The sequence below is a fragment of the uncultured Roseobacter sp. genome (genome assembly GCF_947501835.1).
In the GTDB taxonomy this organism is placed as follows: Bacteria; Pseudomonadota; Alphaproteobacteria; order Rhodobacterales; family Rhodobacteraceae; genus Roseobacter.
In genome coordinates this window covers 222,142-239,550 of the sequence record NZ_CANMXR010000001.1, presented here as the reverse complement: position 1 = coordinate 239,550, position 17,409 = coordinate 222,142, and the positions used below count along the sequence as shown (strand labels likewise).

The 17,409-nt window shown below is 60.9% G+C and carries 19 protein-coding genes; 12 read left to right on the top strand and 7 right to left on the bottom strand.

Features of this window, described 5'->3' with window-relative positions; genetic code table 11:
* The first annotated feature begins 34 nt into the window (after positions 1–34).
* Complete coding sequence (locus tag Q1A20_RS01140; protein WP_298969718.1) at positions 35–628, top strand: shikimate kinase; 594 nt, start codon at positions 35–37, stop codon at positions 626–628.
* On the top strand, positions 621–1,736 hold the full coding sequence (aroB, locus tag Q1A20_RS01135; RefSeq protein ID WP_299404469.1) for a 3-dehydroquinate synthase: 1,116 nt from the start codon (positions 621–623) through the stop codon (positions 1,734–1,736). The genes Q1A20_RS01140 and aroB overlap by 8 nt, the downstream gene beginning before the upstream one ends.
* On the opposite strand, the gene Q1A20_RS01130 is transcribed toward aroB, so the two are convergent.
* Both Q1A20_RS01130 and ssb read right to left on the bottom strand, forming a co-directional pair.
* A complete protein-coding gene (locus Q1A20_RS01130; RefSeq protein WP_299404471.1) occupies positions 1,733–2,182 on the bottom strand; it encodes a GNAT family N-acetyltransferase in 450 nt (149 codons plus the stop codon). The genes aroB and Q1A20_RS01130 overlap by 4 nt on opposite strands.
* Positions 2,163–2,660, bottom strand: coding sequence for a single-stranded DNA-binding protein (gene ssb, locus Q1A20_RS01125; protein ID WP_299404474.1), 498 nt, complete (start codon positions 2,658–2,660; stop codon positions 2,163–2,165). The genes Q1A20_RS01130 and ssb overlap by 20 nt, the downstream gene beginning before the upstream one ends.
* 182 nt (positions 2,661–2,842) lie before the next feature.
* Here ssb and Q1A20_RS01120 point away from each other — a divergent pair, with 182 nt between their 5' ends.
* From Q1A20_RS01120 to Q1A20_RS01110, 3 genes are all read left to right on the top strand, one after another.
* The gene (locus Q1A20_RS01120; RefSeq protein ID WP_299404475.1) at positions 2,843–3,454 is read left to right on the top strand and encodes a lytic transglycosylase domain-containing protein; all 612 of its coding nucleotides are present in this window, start codon (positions 2,843–2,845) and stop codon (positions 3,452–3,454) included.
* 153 nt (positions 3,455–3,607) lie between these two features.
* On the top strand, positions 3,608–4,021 hold the full coding sequence (locus Q1A20_RS01115; RefSeq protein WP_298969713.1) for a hypothetical protein: 414 nt from the start codon (positions 3,608–3,610) through the stop codon (positions 4,019–4,021).
* Between the two features lie 254 nt (positions 4,022–4,275).
* Positions 4,276–4,782, top strand: coding sequence for a hypothetical protein (locus Q1A20_RS01110; RefSeq protein ID WP_298969712.1), 507 nt, complete (start codon positions 4,276–4,278; stop codon positions 4,780–4,782).
* Between the two features lie 152 nt (positions 4,783–4,934).
* On the opposite strand, the gene Q1A20_RS01105 is transcribed toward Q1A20_RS01110, so the two are convergent.
* The 5 genes from Q1A20_RS01105 to miaA all read right to left on the bottom strand — a co-directional run bounded on the left by Q1A20_RS01105 (position 4,935) and on the right by miaA (position 11,403).
* Positions 4,935–7,025 carry an ABC transporter ATP-binding protein gene (locus Q1A20_RS01105; RefSeq protein ID WP_299404478.1) on the bottom strand — a complete coding sequence of 697 codons (2,091 nt, stop codon included), beginning with the start codon at positions 7,023–7,025 and terminating at the stop codon, positions 4,935–4,937.
* A 100-nt stretch (positions 7,026–7,125) separates the two neighbouring features.
* Complete coding sequence (locus Q1A20_RS01100; RefSeq protein ID WP_298969710.1) at positions 7,126–8,343, bottom strand: ABC transporter permease; 1,218 nt, start codon at positions 8,341–8,343, stop codon at positions 7,126–7,128.
* Positions 8,344–8,356: 13 nt separating this feature from the next.
* Positions 8,357–9,400, bottom strand: a complete 1,044-nt coding sequence (locus Q1A20_RS01095; RefSeq protein WP_299404481.1) for an ABC transporter permease — start codon at positions 9,398–9,400, stop codon at positions 8,357–8,359.
* 207 nt (positions 9,401–9,607) lie between these two features.
* Complete coding sequence (locus tag Q1A20_RS01090; RefSeq protein WP_299915583.1) at positions 9,608–10,414, bottom strand: AraC family transcriptional regulator; 807 nt, start codon at positions 10,412–10,414, stop codon at positions 9,608–9,610.
* Between the two features lie 89 nt (positions 10,415–10,503).
* Positions 10,504–11,403, bottom strand: a complete 900-nt coding sequence (miaA, locus tag Q1A20_RS01085; RefSeq protein WP_299404487.1) for a tRNA (adenosine(37)-N6)-dimethylallyltransferase MiaA — start codon at positions 11,401–11,403, stop codon at positions 10,504–10,506.
* A 96-nt stretch (positions 11,404–11,499) separates the two neighbouring features.
* Between miaA and pyrH the strand changes: the two genes are divergently transcribed.
* The 7 genes from pyrH to Q1A20_RS01050 all read left to right on the top strand — a co-directional run bounded on the left by pyrH (position 11,500) and on the right by Q1A20_RS01050 (position 17,394).
* Entirely contained in the window at positions 11,500–12,228 is a 729-nt protein-coding gene (gene pyrH / locus Q1A20_RS01080; protein ID WP_299915582.1) for a UMP kinase, read from the top strand.
* Between the two features lie 141 nt (positions 12,229–12,369).
* Positions 12,370–12,933: a ribosome recycling factor gene (frr, locus tag Q1A20_RS01075; RefSeq protein WP_298969705.1), complete on the top strand. Its 564-nt coding sequence runs from the start codon at positions 12,370–12,372 to the stop codon at positions 12,931–12,933.
* Between the two features lie 166 nt (positions 12,934–13,099).
* Complete coding sequence (gene uppS / locus Q1A20_RS01070) at positions 13,100–13,840, top strand: polyprenyl diphosphate synthase (RefSeq protein ID WP_299915580.1); 741 nt, start codon at positions 13,100–13,102, stop codon at positions 13,838–13,840.
* On the top strand, positions 13,837–14,631 hold the full coding sequence (locus tag Q1A20_RS01065; protein ID WP_299915579.1) for a phosphatidate cytidylyltransferase: 795 nt from the start codon (positions 13,837–13,839) through the stop codon (positions 14,629–14,631). The genes uppS and Q1A20_RS01065 overlap by 4 nt, the downstream gene beginning before the upstream one ends.
* A 3-nt stretch (positions 14,632–14,634) precedes the next feature.
* Complete coding sequence (gene dxr, locus Q1A20_RS01060; protein ID WP_299404493.1) at positions 14,635–15,807, top strand: 1-deoxy-D-xylulose-5-phosphate reductoisomerase; 1,173 nt, start codon at positions 14,635–14,637, stop codon at positions 15,805–15,807.
* A 3-nt stretch (positions 15,808–15,810) separates the two neighbouring features.
* Complete coding sequence (gene rseP / locus Q1A20_RS01055; RefSeq protein WP_298969701.1) at positions 15,811–17,163, top strand: RIP metalloprotease RseP; 1,353 nt, start codon at positions 15,811–15,813, stop codon at positions 17,161–17,163.
* A gap of 99 nt (positions 17,164–17,262) precedes the next feature.
* The gene (locus Q1A20_RS01050; RefSeq protein ID WP_298969700.1) at positions 17,263–17,394 is read left to right on the top strand and encodes a hypothetical protein; all 132 of its coding nucleotides are present in this window, start codon (positions 17,263–17,265) and stop codon (positions 17,392–17,394) included.
* Positions 17,395–17,409: the final 15 nt, after the last annotated feature.

Sequence of the window (17,409 nt, the reverse complement as noted above, 5' to 3'; positions counted from 1 at the left end):
GCCTTTTGCACAATATCACGTCATTCACATAATTATGAGCGAATTTCAGCAATCCGTGGCCAACGGGGCCCAGGCAAACCCCTATGTGCTGAAAAAAACTGTTGTCATGGTCGGGATGATGGGGGCCGGTAAGACAGCGGTGGGTCGGGTGCTGGCGCAACTGCTGAACGTGCGTTTTCTCGATTCGGATCAGGAAATCGAAGCTGCGGCGAATATGACCGTGCCGGAGATCTTTGCGCGCGACGGCGAGCCGTTTTTCAGGGCCCGCGAGACGGAAGTGATCTCGCGCCTGTTGCAGGATGAGCGCTGCGTCTTGTCCACGGGGGGCGGTGCTTTTCTATCCGCAGAAAATCGGGAAAACATTTCCCGCAACGGTGTGGCCGTCTGGTTGGACGCGGATTTGGAGCTGTTGTGGAGCCGTGTGCGCCACCGCGATACACGTCCCTTGCTGCGCACCGCTGACCCCAAGGCGACCCTGACGGATCTCTACACCAAGCGGGTGCCAGAATATAGCAAGGCTGATCTGCGCGTCCCCTGCGCGCCGCCTGTGACGCTGGACCAGATGGCCCAGCGGGTGACCTCGGTGCTGTTGACGCGTACGGATGTGCTGGAGCGCCGCGATGCTTGAGACTGTCCATGTCGATCTGCCGGGACGCGCCTATGACGTGCGCATCGGGCCGGGGCTGCTGGCCCAGGCAGGCGCTGAGATTGCACCGTTTTTATCACGCCCAAGGGTGTCGATCCTGACCGACACGACCGTGGCGGCGCTGCATCTCGACGCGCTTCAGGCGGGGCTGGCACATGAGGGCATTACAAGCGAGGCGCTGGCGTTGCCGCCGGGCGAGGCCACGAAATCCTGGGGGCCCCTGGAGCAGAGCGTCAGCTGGTTATTGGACCAGCGGGTTGAACGCGGCGACATCGTTTTGGCCTTTGGTGGTGGCGTCATTGGCGATCTGGCGGGGTTTGCCGCGGCCATCCTGCGTCGTGGCGTGCGATTTGTGCAGATCCCGACCTCCCTGCTGGCGCAGGTCGACAGCTCGGTAGGCGGTAAAACGGGCATCAACGCCGCACAGGGCAAGAACCTGATCGGCGCCTTCCATCAGCCCGCGCTGGTTCTGGCAGATACGGATGTGCTGGGCTCCCTGGAGCCGCGCGATTTTCTGGCCGGGTATGGCGAGGTCGTGAAATACGGGCTGCTGGGGGATGCGGCATTCTTTGAATGGCTGGAAGAGCAAGGGCCTGCGCTGGCGGCGGGCGATATGGCCGCACGGGTCGAGGCAGTACGCCGCTCGGTTCAGATGAAAGCCGACATCGTGACACGGGACGAGACCGAGCAGGGGGACCGCGCCCTGCTGAACCTCGGACATACCTTCGGCCATGCGCTGGAAGCGGCGACGGGCTATTCCGACCGGCTGCTGCATGGCGAGGGGGTAGCGGTGGGCTGCGCGCTGGCCTTTGAGCTGTCGTCGCGCATGGGGCTCTGTGCGCAGGAAGACCCCAGCCGGGTGCGCGCGCATCTCAAGGCGATGGGCATGAAGACAGACATGGCCGACATTCCCGGCGCATTGCCAGATGCGGATGGGCTTTTGGAACTGATGGGGCAGGACAAGAAGGTGGTGCAGGGGACCCTGCGGTTTATCCTTGCGCGGGGGATCGGCGACGCCTTCATCACCTCCGATGTGCCGAAGGACATGGTAAGCGCCGTTCTGCAGGACGCTCTGGCTGCGCGGCGTTAAGCCCGGCGCAGCACCATGCCGAACTTATCCTCGCAATCAAAGCCGAGCACTTCGTAAAACCCGCGTGCGCCGCGCTTCTGGCCGGTCATCAGCATGATCTTATAGGCATCTTCCGCCCAGGCGGCATCAATCGCGGCCTGCATCACGCTGCGGCCGATCCCGCGTTTGCGAAACTCTTCTGCGGTCGCCACATTTTCGATCAGCGCGTAAGGCCGACCATCATATGTCACATTCGGCAGGATATGCAGCGTGACCATGGCGATGATCCGGCCCTGGGTCTCCGCGCCGTAAATGCGGGTGCCGGGATGCGCCATCACGGCGGCCACCCTGCGCATCCGGGCCGTCTTGGGCCCGAAGGTCAATTCATTATAGAGAGCGATGAGGCTTTCGGAATCCGCCTGTTCAAGCCTGCGGACCAGAACGTCGTCAGAATGGGATTTCATCATCCAGATCGCGTGAAGGGGCCGGGCTGCCGCCGCCTGAGCCGCCACCATAGCTGTCGCCGCCCCGGTCGTCATAGCCTGCGGAGCCGCCACCGCCGCCGCCAAAGTTACCACCGCCGCTGCCGCCATCGCGACCGTCCAGCATGGTCAGCGTGCCGCCATAGCCCTGCAGCACCACTTCGGTGGAATACCGGTCCTGACCGGACTGATCCTGCCACTTGCGGGTCTGCAACTGCCCTTCGATATAGACCTTGGACCCCTTGCGCAGATACTGCTCCGCGATGCGCACCAGACCTTCCTGAAAGATCGCGACGGAATGCCATTCGGTGCGTTCCTTGCGCTCGCCCGTATTGCGGTCCTTCCATGTCTCGGAGGTGGCGATGCGCAGGTTGCACACCTTGCCGCCGTTCTGAAAGCTGCGCACTTCCGGGTCGCGCCCCAGATTGCCGATGAGAATAACCTTGTTCACTGAGCCGGCCATTGTGCCCCCTTTTGGTGTCTTTCCGCCTGCATCGGGCCTTTGCGAATCCCGACCTTTGCAATTTGACTAAACCTATACCGACAGCGCGGCGCTTTCCACTCACTAAAACCGTGGGTTGAACAAACCCTTGCCTTGCGCAAAACACTGGATCAAAAGTTAATTTCGGTATATTGGCCAATCTGATGAGTGGGATGCCCAAGACCCTGGCCCGGCTGACATGCTGTGGTGCCGTGATCGTTGCATTTGGTGCGGTGAGCCTGCCCGTGGACGCGCAGACGCTCTCCAGCAAGAACCGCGCCAAGCTCTTTTCTTCGCAGACGCGCATTTTGGATACGCGGGCCGCGAGCCAGTACAACAATTCCGTGCGCCTGCAGCCGCCGACGGTTCATACCCCCAGCAAATGGGCCACACCGCAATATGATGGTCGGTATCGCGGGCAATTTCTGGAAATGGCGCGGTCCGCGGCCCGCAAACATGGGGTGCCGGAGGATCTGTTCCTGCGGCTGGTGCAACAGGAATCCAACTGGAACCCCAAGGCCAAGTCGCACAAGGGCGCCCTGGGTCTTGCACAGCTGATGCCGGCAACTGCGCGCAAGCTGCGCGTGGACCCGCTTGACCCGGAACAGAACCTCGAAGGGGGGGCCCGCTATCTGATGGCCCAATACCGCGAATTCGGGACATGGCGGCTGGCGCTGGCCGCCTATAATGCGGGGCCAGGGGCTGTGAAGAAATACGGTGGCGTGCCGCCCTTCAAGGAAACCCGCAACTATGTGAAAGTCATCGGCGGTCAATAGCGGTTTCAGGATCGCCCGTCTGAGATCAATCTGGGCTGCACAAGCCTCTGTCCAATGGATGTCGTGGATTTCACAAACGCTCCTCATCCCGGTCATAGTGCCGCCCGATTTCCCCAACAGGTTATGAGCAACAAAGTTGACGGGGATAGACACATGGCGACGACGAATTTCCAGGCCCGGATTGACCGGATCAACCGCGCGCATCAGGGCATGGCGCCCGCACGGGCCAAGGCCCCCATCCGCGCGTTGAAATCGCAACCTGTGCCGATGACGATGCAACGGCAGCCGCGCAAGCGCTTTGCCATCTTTGACCATTTCCAACCCATCGCGATCGGATCGGTGCTGGGATGCATTGCCGCCGTGCTGCTGACCGGCCTGACATCGGAGAATTCGCCCTGGGGTCCGGGAACCGAGCTGAACCAGATGATGTTCCTGCCAGCCTTGGGGGGGTTGGCGCTGGCGCCGGTTCTGATGCTGGCCTCATTGTTTCTGGCGAGCAAGAAGCCAGGCTTTGCGCTCTTTTCCCTGAGTTACCTGACGGGTCTGGTCATTACGATGATGTTCTAACTCACCATCTGCAACGCTTTGTAATGCGGAGTTGTAAAGGCAGGCGAGAAATTGCTTGCCTTTCGTCATGTTTAAGGTGCTGTAAAAATTGAAGAAAACACCTCTCACCCAGTTAGGGTTCCCGATGTCGCCCATAGCCTGAGACCCCGGCGAGGTTTTTGACGGAACCATTCCTGCGAGCCTGCTGTTGTTGCCATGCCGCCGCCAAGAAAATCTCTGCGGCGGGTGTGAAACAGGTTTGAAGGAGCATTCTCATGTACGATTTTCTCAAAACCACGGCCCTTGTTGTAAGCGTCGGCACGGCCGCATTCATGGCATCGGGTGCCACGGCAGGACAGGGCATCAGCTCCATTGATGTAAAGGCGCAGGTTGGCGCACCGCAGGGCAGCAACGCGCTGGACCTCTATCCGACAATCGCGGATGATCTGACCCGTGAAATCCTCTCGCGTGTCGACACAACAAATGACCCCGAGGGGGGTGTCATTTCCGTAAAAATCAAACGTTTGAGCCTGGATGGCGACACCATTCTGCCGGATTCGGCGGAGTTCAACGAGCTGGAAGGCTTCCTGTCCTATGAGGGCGGCAGCCGCGATTTCGTCGAGATGATCCGGCTCTCAGCCCGCACCGACGAGCAGGCCGTTCCGGAAGGCTTCGTTTCGGTCGCCCCAAGCAACGCAGATTTCTATGACGCAATGTTGGCGGCATTTGCCGACCGTATCGTTGAATTGGTGCCGGAAGAAGACATCACCTCCGGCAGCTGAAGCGTGTTGTAACGAGTGACCGTCGCCCGGGCATCGTTACGCTTGGTCGGCTCGTAAGGGTTTCCACCGAGGGGCACAGCCCCGTGGCCCTCGGTGGTTTGCGGCGCAGATCTTTTGCCGGTCTGCGCCGCACCCTCTCTCCCGGAAGCGGATTATTCAGCGGCGACGCCCACTTCGATCACCGGCTCCATCTCCGCGAGCTTCTCATCGCTCAGATGGCACTTGATCTGGTGATTGCCGTCCAAATTGCGCACCGGGGGCACTTCTTTCTCGCACAGGCCCCCAGGCACTTCGGACTTCCAGCGGCACCGGGTCTGGAACGGGCAGCCCGAGGGCGGGTTCATCGCCGACGGAATGTCACCCTCAAGCACGATGTGCTTTTTCTTCACAGAGGTGTCGGCGATGGGCACGGCGGAGAGCAGCGCCTCGGTATAGGGGTGGTAGGGCGGCGAGAACACCTGATCGGTGGTGCCCAGCTCCACCACATGACCCAGATACATCACCATCACCCGGTCGCTGAGGTAGCGCACGATACTGAGGTCGTGGCTGATGAAGAGCAGGGTGGTCTTGTGCTCGCGCTGAATTTCCATCAGCAGATCGGTGACCGCCGCCTGCACAGAGACGTCCAACGCCGAGACCGGTTCATCCGCCACCACGATCCGCGCATCCCCCGCAAAGGCGCGTGCAATGCCCACCCGTTGTTTCTGCCCGCCAGACAGCTGGCGCGGCATCCGATCCGCAAACTCGCGGGGCAGCTTGACCAGATCGAGCAGTTTCAGCATGCGCTGCGTGCGGTCACGGTCACTCTCGCCGATGCCGAAGATTTCCAGGGCACGCACGATCTGACGGCCCACGGTCATCGAGGGGTTGAGCGTGTCGAAGGGATTCTGGAACACCATTTGCACTTCGGAGACCGTTTTGGTGTCGCGCTCCTCGATGGGGACGTCCTGGATCTCCTTGTTGCCAAGCAGAATTTGCCCCTCCGTTGCGGTCTCCAGCCCCATCAGCACCTTGGCGAAGGTGGATTTGCCACAGCCGGATTCGCCCACAATGGCGAGGGTCTCGCTCTCCCGGGCCTCGAAAGTGAGGGTCTCATTGGCCTTGACGACTTTTTTATTGCCACCGCCAAAGATCGCATTGGCCGCCACCTCATAGTACTTCTTGAGGTTGTCCATCTTCAGGACCACATCGCCCACGTCGCCCTTGGTCTTGACATCCGCCAGCTCCAGTGGTGCCGCCCAATCGATCTCTTGGAACTTCAAACAGCGGGTTTCGTGCCGGGCATCGCCATCGACCTGCTGCATCGGGATGAACCCTTGATCGCAGCGCCCCGCTTCGAAATAATCGCAGCGCGGTCCGAAATTGCAGCCATTGGGACGCTCATGCGGCAGGGGGAAGTTCCCTGGGATGGCCACCAGCGGGCGGGCATTCTTATCCGCGCCGGGCAGCGGGATCGACCGGAAAAGCGCTTGCGTATAGGGGTGCTGCATCTTGTCGAACACATCCTCGATGGAGCCACGCTCCACCGCCTCGCCGGAATACATCACGCAGATGCGGTCGCAGGTCTCCAACACCAGCCCGAGATTGTGCGAGATAAAGAGCATCGAGGTGCCGTATTTCTTGCCCAGATCCTTGACCAGTTCCACGACCGCTGCCTCAACCGTCACGTCCAATGCGGTGGTCGGCTCATCGAGGATCAGCAACGAAGGCTCGGACATCAGCGCCATCGCGATCACGATGCGCTGTTGTTGCCCACCGGACAATTGGTGCGGATAGGACCCCAAAATGCGTTTCGGATCGGGCAGCTTCACATCCGTGACCACTTGCAGGGCCCGCGCGTAAGCATCTTTTTCGCTCATGCCCTGATGGATCATCGGCACTTCCATCAACTGCTTGCCGATCTTCATCGCCGGGTTCAGCGAGGCCATGGGTTCCTGATAAATCATCGCAATCTCAGAGCCCCGAATATCGCGCAGCTCCTCATCGCTCATCTCACCCAGATCGCGGCCCTTGAACTTGATCGAGCCGCCAACCACGCGGCCATTCTTGCCCAGATCCTGCATGACCCCCAGCGCCACCGTCGATTTGCCACAACCGGATTCGCCCACCAGGCCAACGGCTTCGCCAGGTTTGACATGGACCGAAAAATCCATGACGGCGGGTATCTCGCGCAGTCGGGTGAAAAACGAAATCGACAGCTTGTCGATTTCAAGGATGGGACCATCGTAGTCGGTCTTTGGCATCTGTATGCTCCTTTCAGGAGGGCCGATCAGTCGCGTCTTGCTTCTTTTGGCCAGAAATATCCTCGGGGGTCCGGGGGCAGACAGCCCCCGGTCCGGTTCATCAATCGCGCAGACTTTCCTCGCGCAGACCGTCGGCCAGCAGGTTCAGCCCCAAAACCAGCGTCAGCAGTGCCAGCGCGGGTGCAATAGCCGCGTGCGGGTACAGCGCCAACAGGCGACGCCCGGCGTTGATCGTGCTGCCCCAATCCGGGCTTTCCGATTCCAGCCCGAGGCCAAAGAAGCCCAGGGTCCCCAGCAGGATGGTCGTATACCCGATCCGCAGGCAGAAATCGACGATCAGCGGCCCGCGCGCATTGGGCAGGATTTCCCACAGCATGATGTACCAGGGGCCTTCGCCGCGCGTTTGCGCCGCCGCCACATAGTCGCGCGTCTTGATGTCCAGCGCCAGGCCCCGGACGATCCGGAAGACGGTCGGCGAGTTCACAAAGACCACTGAGACGAAGACCACCAGAATACCGGGATCGATGTCGAAGAGATCAAGGAACGCCGGGATGCCCGGGATCGAGTAGGTGGGCGTTGCCACCACAGCGCCATTGGTGGAGACCAGAGACAGGTAGAGCCAGCCCAACCCGCCCAGCACGCCGATGAGCAGGGGGGTGCGCACCGCCGGCTGCGTGTAGTACCGCGAGTTCAGCAGAATACACACAAAGATCAGCGGGAAGACAAAGAGGAACAGTGCCATATAGTTGGGAATGCCCGTCAGCACGATTTCCGGTGTCACCAGCAGGTAGAAGAGCAGGATCACCGGGAAGGCGAGGATCAGGTTGGCAAGGAACGACAGGATCGTGTCGAGCCGCCCGCCGTAATACCCTGCGGGCAGCCCCAGCGTGATGCCGACCATGAAGGCAAAAAGCGTGGCAATCGGGGCGATCTGCACCACAACCCAGGCGCCTTTGATCAGACGGCTGAAGACGTCCCGCGCCAGGTTGTCACCCCCCAGCAGGAACCAGGCGTATTGCCCGTCCTCCGCGCCGCGCATTGGCGTGCCGGGCAGCTTGTTCTTCATGCCCGAGACCTGGCTCAGCGGGTCGTGGGTGACCAGCATATCCAGCGGGCCGCCGAAGACGCCGACAAAGACCCAGAACATGACCAGGCCAAAGCCGATCATCCCGATCGTGCTGTCAAAGAGTTTGCCATAAAGCCCCAGACGACGCTTATACGTCATCGAGACGGTGAAAAGGACAATCAGCGCAATCCAGACCGGACCGAGTTGAATGAACATGCGGGCCAGAATGCCGCCCCAGGAAAGTTCTTCCATGACCAGCCCTCCCTTATGCGATCCGGATACGTGGATTGAGGTAGACATAGCCGATATCCGATATCAGCTGGGTCACCAGCACCACGATCACTGAGACAACCGAGACCGCCAGCAGCAGCTCGATGTCGTTGTTGGAGGCGGCCTGCACCAGCAGCCAGCCAAAGCCCTTGTAGTTGAAGAGCGTCTCGACGATCACCACCCCGTTCAAGAGCCAGGGGAACTGCAACATGATCACCGTGAAGGGCGCGATCAGCGCGTTGCGCAGCGCGTGTTTCAGAACAATATCCGAGAACTTCACGCCCTTGAGGCGCGCCGTGCGGATGTATTGCGCGGTCATCACCTCGGTCATCGAGGCCCGCGTCATCCGCGCGATATAGCCCATGCCGTAAAGCGCGATGGTGATCACCGGCAGGGTGAAATTCTCAAAGGTCACGTTTTCCATGGCGCTGGTCGCCGACCCCTTGAACCACTTCAATCCAAAGGCGGAGGAGGCAAAGACCGCGATGAAAATGACGCCCGATACATATTCCGGGGTCGCGGTCGAGGCGATGGAGAAGGTAGAGAGCGACCGGTCCAGTTTCGAGCCTTCGCGCATGCCCGCCAGCACCCCGATGATCAGCGCCATGGGCACCATCACCAGCATCACACAGAGCATCAGCTTGCCGGTCAGGCCCAATCGCGTGGCAACGATTGATCCAACATCATCCTTGAAAACGGTTGAGAACCCCCAATCCCCTTGCAGCACCCCGCAAAAGCTGCGCCGCTCATCCTCGGGCGTGCCTGCGGCAAAGCATTTTCCGGTGATTTCGCCATCGGTATCGACGGTCCAGCCCGGCAGAACGCCCAGCCACTGGCCGAATTTGACCGGCATCGGCTGCAGATAACCATTTTTGCCCAGATAGCTTTCCACCGCCTCGTCGGACATGCGGAAGTTCCCTTGCGTTTTGGCAAGCTTCTCCAGGTTCGGATAAAGGTTCGTCAGCCAAAAGACGACGAACGTCAGGCAGAGCGCCGTCAATATCATGACGCCCAGCCGTCTGAGTATAAATAGTCCCATTTTCGCCCCTGTTGTCAGGCCATGGCGCGTTGGTCGCGCTGGTTTTCAAAAGCTCTTTTGAGCTTCCGGATTATATTGTCTGGCCATCAGGCATGACTTTTGGGGCGGCGTCAATGTGGGCTTGCGCCGTAAAAATGTATTTTTGCGACATCATATGCGTCGCAAATCGATGATTTTCCGGTGTGTCGGGGGAGGGTTTCTGCCGCTTCAGGCAGCCTCGACCAGCCGCGCGGAAGCTTTGCGCAGGGCCGTCGGCGTGGCATTCGTGTGGTGTTGCATGAAGCGGGTGAAATAGGCCGCACTGCCAAACCCCAGATGCCGGGCGATGTCCTGTGCGGGCACTTTGGTGGTCGCCAGCAGACATCTCGCCTCATAAAGCACGCGTTCGGTTAGCAAATCAGCGGCGGTTTTGCCGGTCGCGGCCTTGCACGCCCTTGTCAGATGCGTGGGCGTTACGCCAAGCTCTTCGGCGTGGTCGGCCATGGTCATCGGGTGGGAGAAATAGGCGCTGATGCGATCGCAATAGGACGCGCTCAGCCGTGCCGCCGCGTTGCGGCGCTCAGGCGCATGCTCTTCCAGCCCCAACTGTCGTTGCACCCAAATGGAGATCAGCGCGCCATAGGCATCCATGGAGAGTTTGCACAAGGGCTTGCCTGCGATCTGTTCCCGCGTCGCAGCGTCAATCAATGTGGTCAGCTCGTTCATCGCGCCCGCATCCCGGATTCGCAGCAGCCGTGACATTTGCGGCAATGACAGCTCGGTCGCTTCCGGGAATACGACCACCTGGCCAACGCCCTGCCGCCCCAGATCAAGCGCGAAAAGCTGGCGCGAGGGGACGATGATCGCGTTATGGGTGCCGACGCCGCGCCTTTGACCGCCGAGCAGGACACGCCCCTGTCCTCGTGTGGTCCAGATGAGCAGATGTTCCGCCCGGTCATGCGCCAGCGACAACCGCCAGTCCTGGCCGTTGCTCAACTGCGATAACGATAGAATTCTCAGCGCGTTGTGCTCCATACACCCTCTCCGCAAGGCATCACCTTCGACTCAGGATATACCGATCTTAGGGCTGAAAACAGTTACCAGCAGTTTAATGTCGGCAAGTCTCAGCCGATGGCTCCGGGCGCAAATGCCTGCCAGTCGCGCATCTTTGAGCGAAACCAGGTGCGTTGACGTTTGGCATATTGGCGTGTGGCGATGACGGCGCGGTCGCGGGCCTCCGCCAGCGAAAGACTGCCATCGAGATGCGCCATCAACTCCGGGACACCAATGGCGCGGTGCGCGGGCAATGACGGATCGTAGCACGACCGAACGGCGCGCACTTCTTCCAAAGCGCCCTCCGCGATCATCAGATCGAAGCGCTGTTCGATGCGCGCGTTGAGCCATTCCTTGGCAACATCAAAGACGATGGTTTCCACCCCTGTTGCCGGCAGGGTCGGCGCGCCGGTTTCATCCTGCCAGGCCGCCAGCGATCGCCCGGTTGCCTGCAAAACTTCCCAGGCGCGTTGGACGCGCGCGCGGTTGGCGGTATCGATCCGCGCCTTGGTGGCTGGATCCAACGCGTCCAAAAGCGCCGGCAGGGCCAGCGTGTCGCCGCGCGCCCGGATGGGCGCGGGTGTCGGGGGGATCTCTGCCAACCCTTTCGTCAGCGCCATGAAATAAAGCCCGGTGCCGCCAACAATGATCGGTCGCTCCGGCGCCGCCAGCAGCGGGGTCACCTCGCGCAGCCAATGCCCGGCGGAATAGGCCGTTTGCGCGGTGATATGCCCGTAAAGCTTATGGGAGGCGGCCCTTTCCTCAGCAGGTGAGGGGCGGGCGGTGATGACGCGCCAGCAGTCGTAGACCTGGCTGGCATCGGCGTTGATGATGACGCCGCCTTGGCGGTCAGCGATCTCCAGCGCCAGCGCCGATTTGCCCGAGGCCGTTGGCCCGGCGATCAGCACCGGCTTTTCCGGTGACAGGCCGCGGATCAGCGCATGCATGCGGTTGCTGGAGGTGGATGTCATTTTATACGCGGTGCCCGGTCAGGGTGCATTGAAGTCCGCCCGCTTTTGCGACATTTTGCGCGCAAACAAAACCCCATGCCTCAGGAGCCCGCGCCCATGACTGAAACTGACCCTCAGGCCACCTTCAAACGCGTCATGCTGAAAATCTCGGGCGAGGCGCTGATGGGAGATCAGGGGTTCGGCCTGAATCCGCCGACCGTCGAGCGGATCGCGCGCGAGGTTCAGTCGGTCCATGAACTGGGTGTCGAGATCTGCATGGTGATCGGCGGCGGCAATATCTTTCGCGGATTGCAGGGCTCGGCGCAGGGGATGGAACGGACAACCGCGGACTATATGGGGATGCTTGCCACGGTCATGAACGCGCTGGCGATGCAATCGGCGCTCGAAGGTCTGGGCATTCATACGCGGGTCATTTCCGCCATCACCATGAACGAGGTGGCAGAACCCTATATTCGCCGCCGCGCCGTGCGCCACCTTGAGAAAAAACGGGTCTGTATCTTTGCCGCCGGCACCGGCAACCCTTATTTCACGACGGACACGGCGGCAACTTTGCGCGCGAATGAGATGTCCTGCGAGGCGATCTTCAAAGGCACGAAGGTGGACGGCGTCTATGACAAGGACCCGGCCCGGCACAGCGATGCCAAGCGCTATGACACGGTAAGCTATGACGACGTCTTGCAAAAGCGCCTGGGGGTCATGGATGCCAGTGCCATCGCACTGGCGCGGGACAACAACCTGCCGATCATTGTCTTCTCTTTGGATGAGCCGGGTGGCTTCCGCGGCATTCTCGCGGGCGAGGGCACCTATACAAGGGTGCAGGGTTAGAGCGATCTGCACGTGATCTGCACGGGGTGAGACAATTCGGGTGCAACTCCTGCTGGCTTTTCGCCAGCTACCTGATTTATACAGTTTTTCAACGCGAGCGCGCTGAGAGGCGGGCCAAGAAACTTGTGGCAGGATGAATATATGTCAGACGATTTTATGCTCGACACCGACGACCTGGAGCGGCGCATGGACGGGGCGATGGCGAATTTGCGCACGGAATTCTCGTCTCTGCGCACCGGTCGCGCGTCAGCCTCGATGCTGGAGCCGGTCATGGTGGATGCCTATGGCGCCATGACCCCGATCAACCAGGTGGGGACGGTGAACGTGCCTGAATCGCGCATGGTGACGATCAACGTCTGGGACAAGGGGCTTGTCGGCAAGGTGGAAAAGGCGATCCGCGAAAGCGGTCTGGGGATCAACCCGCAGCTCAATGGCACCATCATCATGTTGCCGATCCCCGAACTGAACGAAGAGCGCCGCCGCGAGCTGACCAAGGTTGCCGGCAGCTATGCGGAGAATGCCCGCATCTCGGTGCGCAATGTACGCCGCGACGGCATGGACCAGATCAAGAAGGCCAAGGGCGAGGGCATGTCCGAAGACGACCAGAAAATCTGGGAAGGCGAAGTGCAGGAAATCACCGATCGCGCCATCAAGACGATTGACGAGATGTTGGAAACCAAGCAAGGCGAGATCATGCAGGTTTAGTGGGCATTGGGCCGCTGCGCCCCTATTTTTTCGCAGCACCCCGGTCGGGGTCATAGGTGTTTTAGGTAAACCATAGTCAAATGCGCAGAACATACGCGCCGGACCGATTTACCGCAGACCGACGCAATGTCTGGTTTATAGGATGTGTCAGGAGTAGGAGAGTATCATGGCTGGTGTGCCGCAACCCCAAGTGAACCTGATTCCGGGATGTCCGCGTCATGTGGCCATCATCATGGATGGGAACGGTCGCTGGGCCACGCAGCGCGGCCGCCCCCGGCTCTATGGGCACCACGCAGGCGCACGACGGGTGCGCGAAATCGTGGAAAGCTGTCCGCAGATCGGTGTGGAATACCTGACGATCTTTGCCTTCTCGACAGAAAACTGGAAGCGCACACAGGTCGAGGTTGCGGGGCTGATGACCCTCTTTCGGCGCTACATCGTCAAGGAGACACGGGCGCTGATCACCTCGGGCGTACGGGTGCGCTTTATCGGCGACCGGCTGCGCCTGGATGACAAGCTGATTGCGCTGATGAATGATCTCGAAACGGCAACGGCGCAGAACACGCTGGTGCATCTGACCATTGCGCTCAACTATGGCGGGCGGGATGAGGTGGCGCGCGCGACCAAGCGGCTGGCCGGTGACGTGGCTGAGGGGCGGTTGCATCCCGACGATGTCGATGAGGAAACGCTGCCGCGCTATCTGGACACACATGTGCTGCCCGATCCCGATCTGGTCATTCGGACCAGCGGCGAAGCGCGGATTTCGAATTTCCTGCTCTGGCAGTCGGCCTATTCGGAATATGAATTCATCGATACGCTCTGGCCCGACTTCACCAGCGATGAGTTCAAGAACCTCTGTGCCGCCTTTGGCGGGCGCGACCGGCGCTATGGTGGGGTGCTTGGGTGACGGTAGCGCCTGAAAAATGGTCCGATCTTGCGACGCGTATGGGCTCTGGCGCCGCTTTGGTGGTTCTGGGGCTCTGGGGCGTTTGGGCGGGCGGGCATGTGTTTCACGTGATGGTCGCCGCGATTTGCGGTCTGATGGTCTGGGAACTGGCGGTCATGTTGCACGCACCGAAATCCACCGCACTGCAACTTGGCGCATTGACCGGTGGTGCCGCGCTGCTGGCGATCTATCTGCCCGCCGGTTTTGCGCTGCCCATTCTGCTGGCGGCGGCGCTGGTCGGGTTTGGGCAATTGCGCGAGTTCCGCACGATCTACATGGTGTTTTCCGTGATGGTGCTGATGGCGGGCTATGGCATGATGTCGGTGCGCGACGATCTTGGATTCAACTGGATGCTCTGGATGGTGCTCGTGGTTGTGGCAACGGACGTGGTTGGGTATTTCGCGGGCCGTTTGATCGGCGGGCCGAAGTTCTGGCCGCGCGTCAGCCCCAAGAAAACATGGGCCGGCACCGGGTTCGGCTGGATCGGCGCGGCCATCGTGGGGGCGCTCTTCATGGCCAATACCGGGGCAGGCGTGCAATTGATCGGCGTGTCGGTTGCGGTCTCCATGGCCAGCCAGATGGGCGATATCGCTGAAAGCGCGATCAAACGGCGGGTGGGGGTCAAGGACAGCTCCAACCTGATCCCGGGTCACGGCGGCCTGCTCGACCGGTTTGACGGAATGCTGGGGGCGGCGGTGTTTTTGCTGATCATCGGGGGGCCGATCATGGGATCGCCCCTGATGTTGAGATAGGCGATGCGGCGGATCAGCATTTTCGGGGCCACAGGCTCCATTGGCCAAAACACCATCGATCTGATTGCGCGCGCACCGGAAGACTATGACGTCGTCGCGCTGACCGGGGCCGGCAACATCGAACAACTGGCCAAGGACGCCAAGCGCCTGCGTGCCGAAGTGGCGGTGACCGCCCATGATCACCTGCTGGACGATCTGCGCGATGCCTTGGCAGGCTCAGGCGTTGTCGCGCAGGCCGGGACAGACGCAATTACAGAAGCTGCCGCGCGGCCTGCGGATTGGATCATGTCGGCCATTGTCGGGGCTGCAGGTCTGGCACCGGGGGTCGCGGCGCTGAAACAGGGCACAACCCTGGCGCTGGCCAACAAGGAATCGCTGGTCTGCGCCGGATCTCTGATGCTTGAAACCGCCAAGGCCCACGGCGCACGCTTGTTGCCGGTGGACAGTGAGCATTCGGCAGTGTTTCAGGCCCTGGTGGGCGAGGAGATGACCGCAGTGGAGCGGGTGATCATCACCGCCAGCGGCGGGGCGTTTCGCGATTGGCCGATTGAAGACCTGGCAAATGCGACGCTTGATCAGGCCTCCAGCCATCCCAACTGGGACATGGGGCAGCGGATCACGATTGATTCAGCATCCATGTTTAACAAGGCGATGGAACTCATTGAAACACGAGAGTTTTTTGGCGTTCAGCCGCGCCAGATCGAAGTGCTGGTGCACCCTGAATCGATGATCCATGCAATGGTCGGCTTCAACGATGGCGCGCTGATGGCGCATGTGGGTCCGCCCGATATGCGCCACGCCATCGGCTATGCGCTGCACTGGCCCGCGCGACAGGCGCTGCCGGTGGCGCGGCTGGATCTGGCCGCCATTGGTCAGCTGAGCTTTCGCGCCCCCTGCGAGACCCGGTGGCCCGCGCTGCGGCTCGCGCGCGAGGTGATGGAAACCGGCGGGTTGGCCGGGGCGGTGTTCAACGCGGCCAAAGAAACCGCGCTCGATGAATTCATCGCGGGCCACATCGGTTTCAACGAAATGGCAATGATTGTCGAAGAGGTTCTGGCCATCATCACGTCCACGCCGGGCCATATTGATGCCACCATGACCCTTGATAACGTGGCCAAAGTGGACCATCTGGCACGACAAGAGGCCCAACGGGTCATTCACAACAGAGCAGGTTAGAAATTGGATATTTTCGCGTTGATCCCGCAGTTTGGCGGCCTGATCTGGACACTTGCGGCATTTGTGCTGGCGCTTTCCGTGATCGTCGCCATCCACGAATACGGCCATTACATTGTCGGTCGGTGGTCGGGGATTCACGCGGATGTATTCTCCTTGGGCTTTGGTCCGGTGCTGTGGTCGCGCATGGACCGGCGCGGTACGAAATGGCAGGTCGCGGCCTTGCCATTTGGCGGCTACGTCAAATTTGCAGGCGACGCCAATGCCGCCTCGGGCAAGGACGAAGACGCGATGGCGGCGGCGCAAAATGATCCTGAACGGCTACGCGCCACCATGCACGGTGCGCCACTTTGGGCGCGGGCGGCAACCGTCGCGGCAGGCCCGATTTTCAACTTTGCCCTGTCGATCATCGTGTTTGCCGCCGTGGTTTTGACCAGCGGTGTGTCCCGTGATCCCCTGACGGTTGGCGAATTGCGCCCCTTGCCGGTTGCAGATCGCGGTCTGGAGGTTGGCGATGAGGTGATCGGCATCAATGGCGTGCCGGTGCCCAGCATGGAAGACGCGGTGGCCTATGCCGATTTCATCGATGCCGTGCCGGTGGTGCCTGTGCTGGATTACACCGTGCGCCGCGATGGTTCGGAACGCGATGTGCCTGGGGCCTATCTCTTGCCGCCGCTGGTGACTGGCGTGAGCCCGCAGAGCGCCGCGCTCGGGGCCGGGCTGGTCGTGGGCGACGTGATCACCGCTATTGATGGGGCGCCGATCTTTGCCTTTGACGAGCTTAAGGCGGCGGTTGAGGGCGGCGAGGGCGCGTCACTTGCCCTGCGGGTCTGGCGCGATGGTGAAGAACTTGATGTGACACTGACACCGAAACGTGTGGATGAGCCGCAACCCGATGGCGGCTTTGCTACGCAGTGGCGGATCGGCATTGCGGGCGGTTTGGCGTTTGAGCCCGCAACTCAAACGCCGGGGGTCGGCGAGGCGATCATGAGCGGTGTCCGCCAAACCGGACGCATCATCGAAGGGTCGCTGTCTGGTCTGGGTCATATGATCACCGGGGCCATCAGCACCTGCAATCTCAGCGGGCCGATTGGTATCGCCCAGGTCTCTGGCACCATGGCCAGCCAGGGCGCGCAATCTTTCGTGTGGTTCATTGCCGTGCTGAGCACAGCCGTGGGCTTGCTGAACCTCTTTCCAGTGCCAGCGCTGGATGGCGGACACCTTGTGTTCTACGCCTATGAGGCCGTCACCGGGAAACCGCCCAGCGACAAGGCGCTGCGGGTATTGATGACCTTCGGGCTGGCGACGGTGCTGACCCTGATGCTCTTTGCCTTGGGCAACGATCTTTTCTGCCCGTAACCCAATGGCTGGGCCAAATTGCCCCAGTTGTGCCACAATTGGACAAATTCACGCCGCAATCCTTCGGTAGTTCTTCGGTGACGAGATCGGAGAACTGCAATGCAAGCGATACATAATGGATACCGTGGTCTTAGCCTGCTGATGGATCTCAACTGGGATCGCGCGCTCTATATTGGTACAATTGGTCTGGCACTCGGTGCCGGTGCCTGGATTGGCACGGCTTTCGGCTGATTTCCGGCCATATCT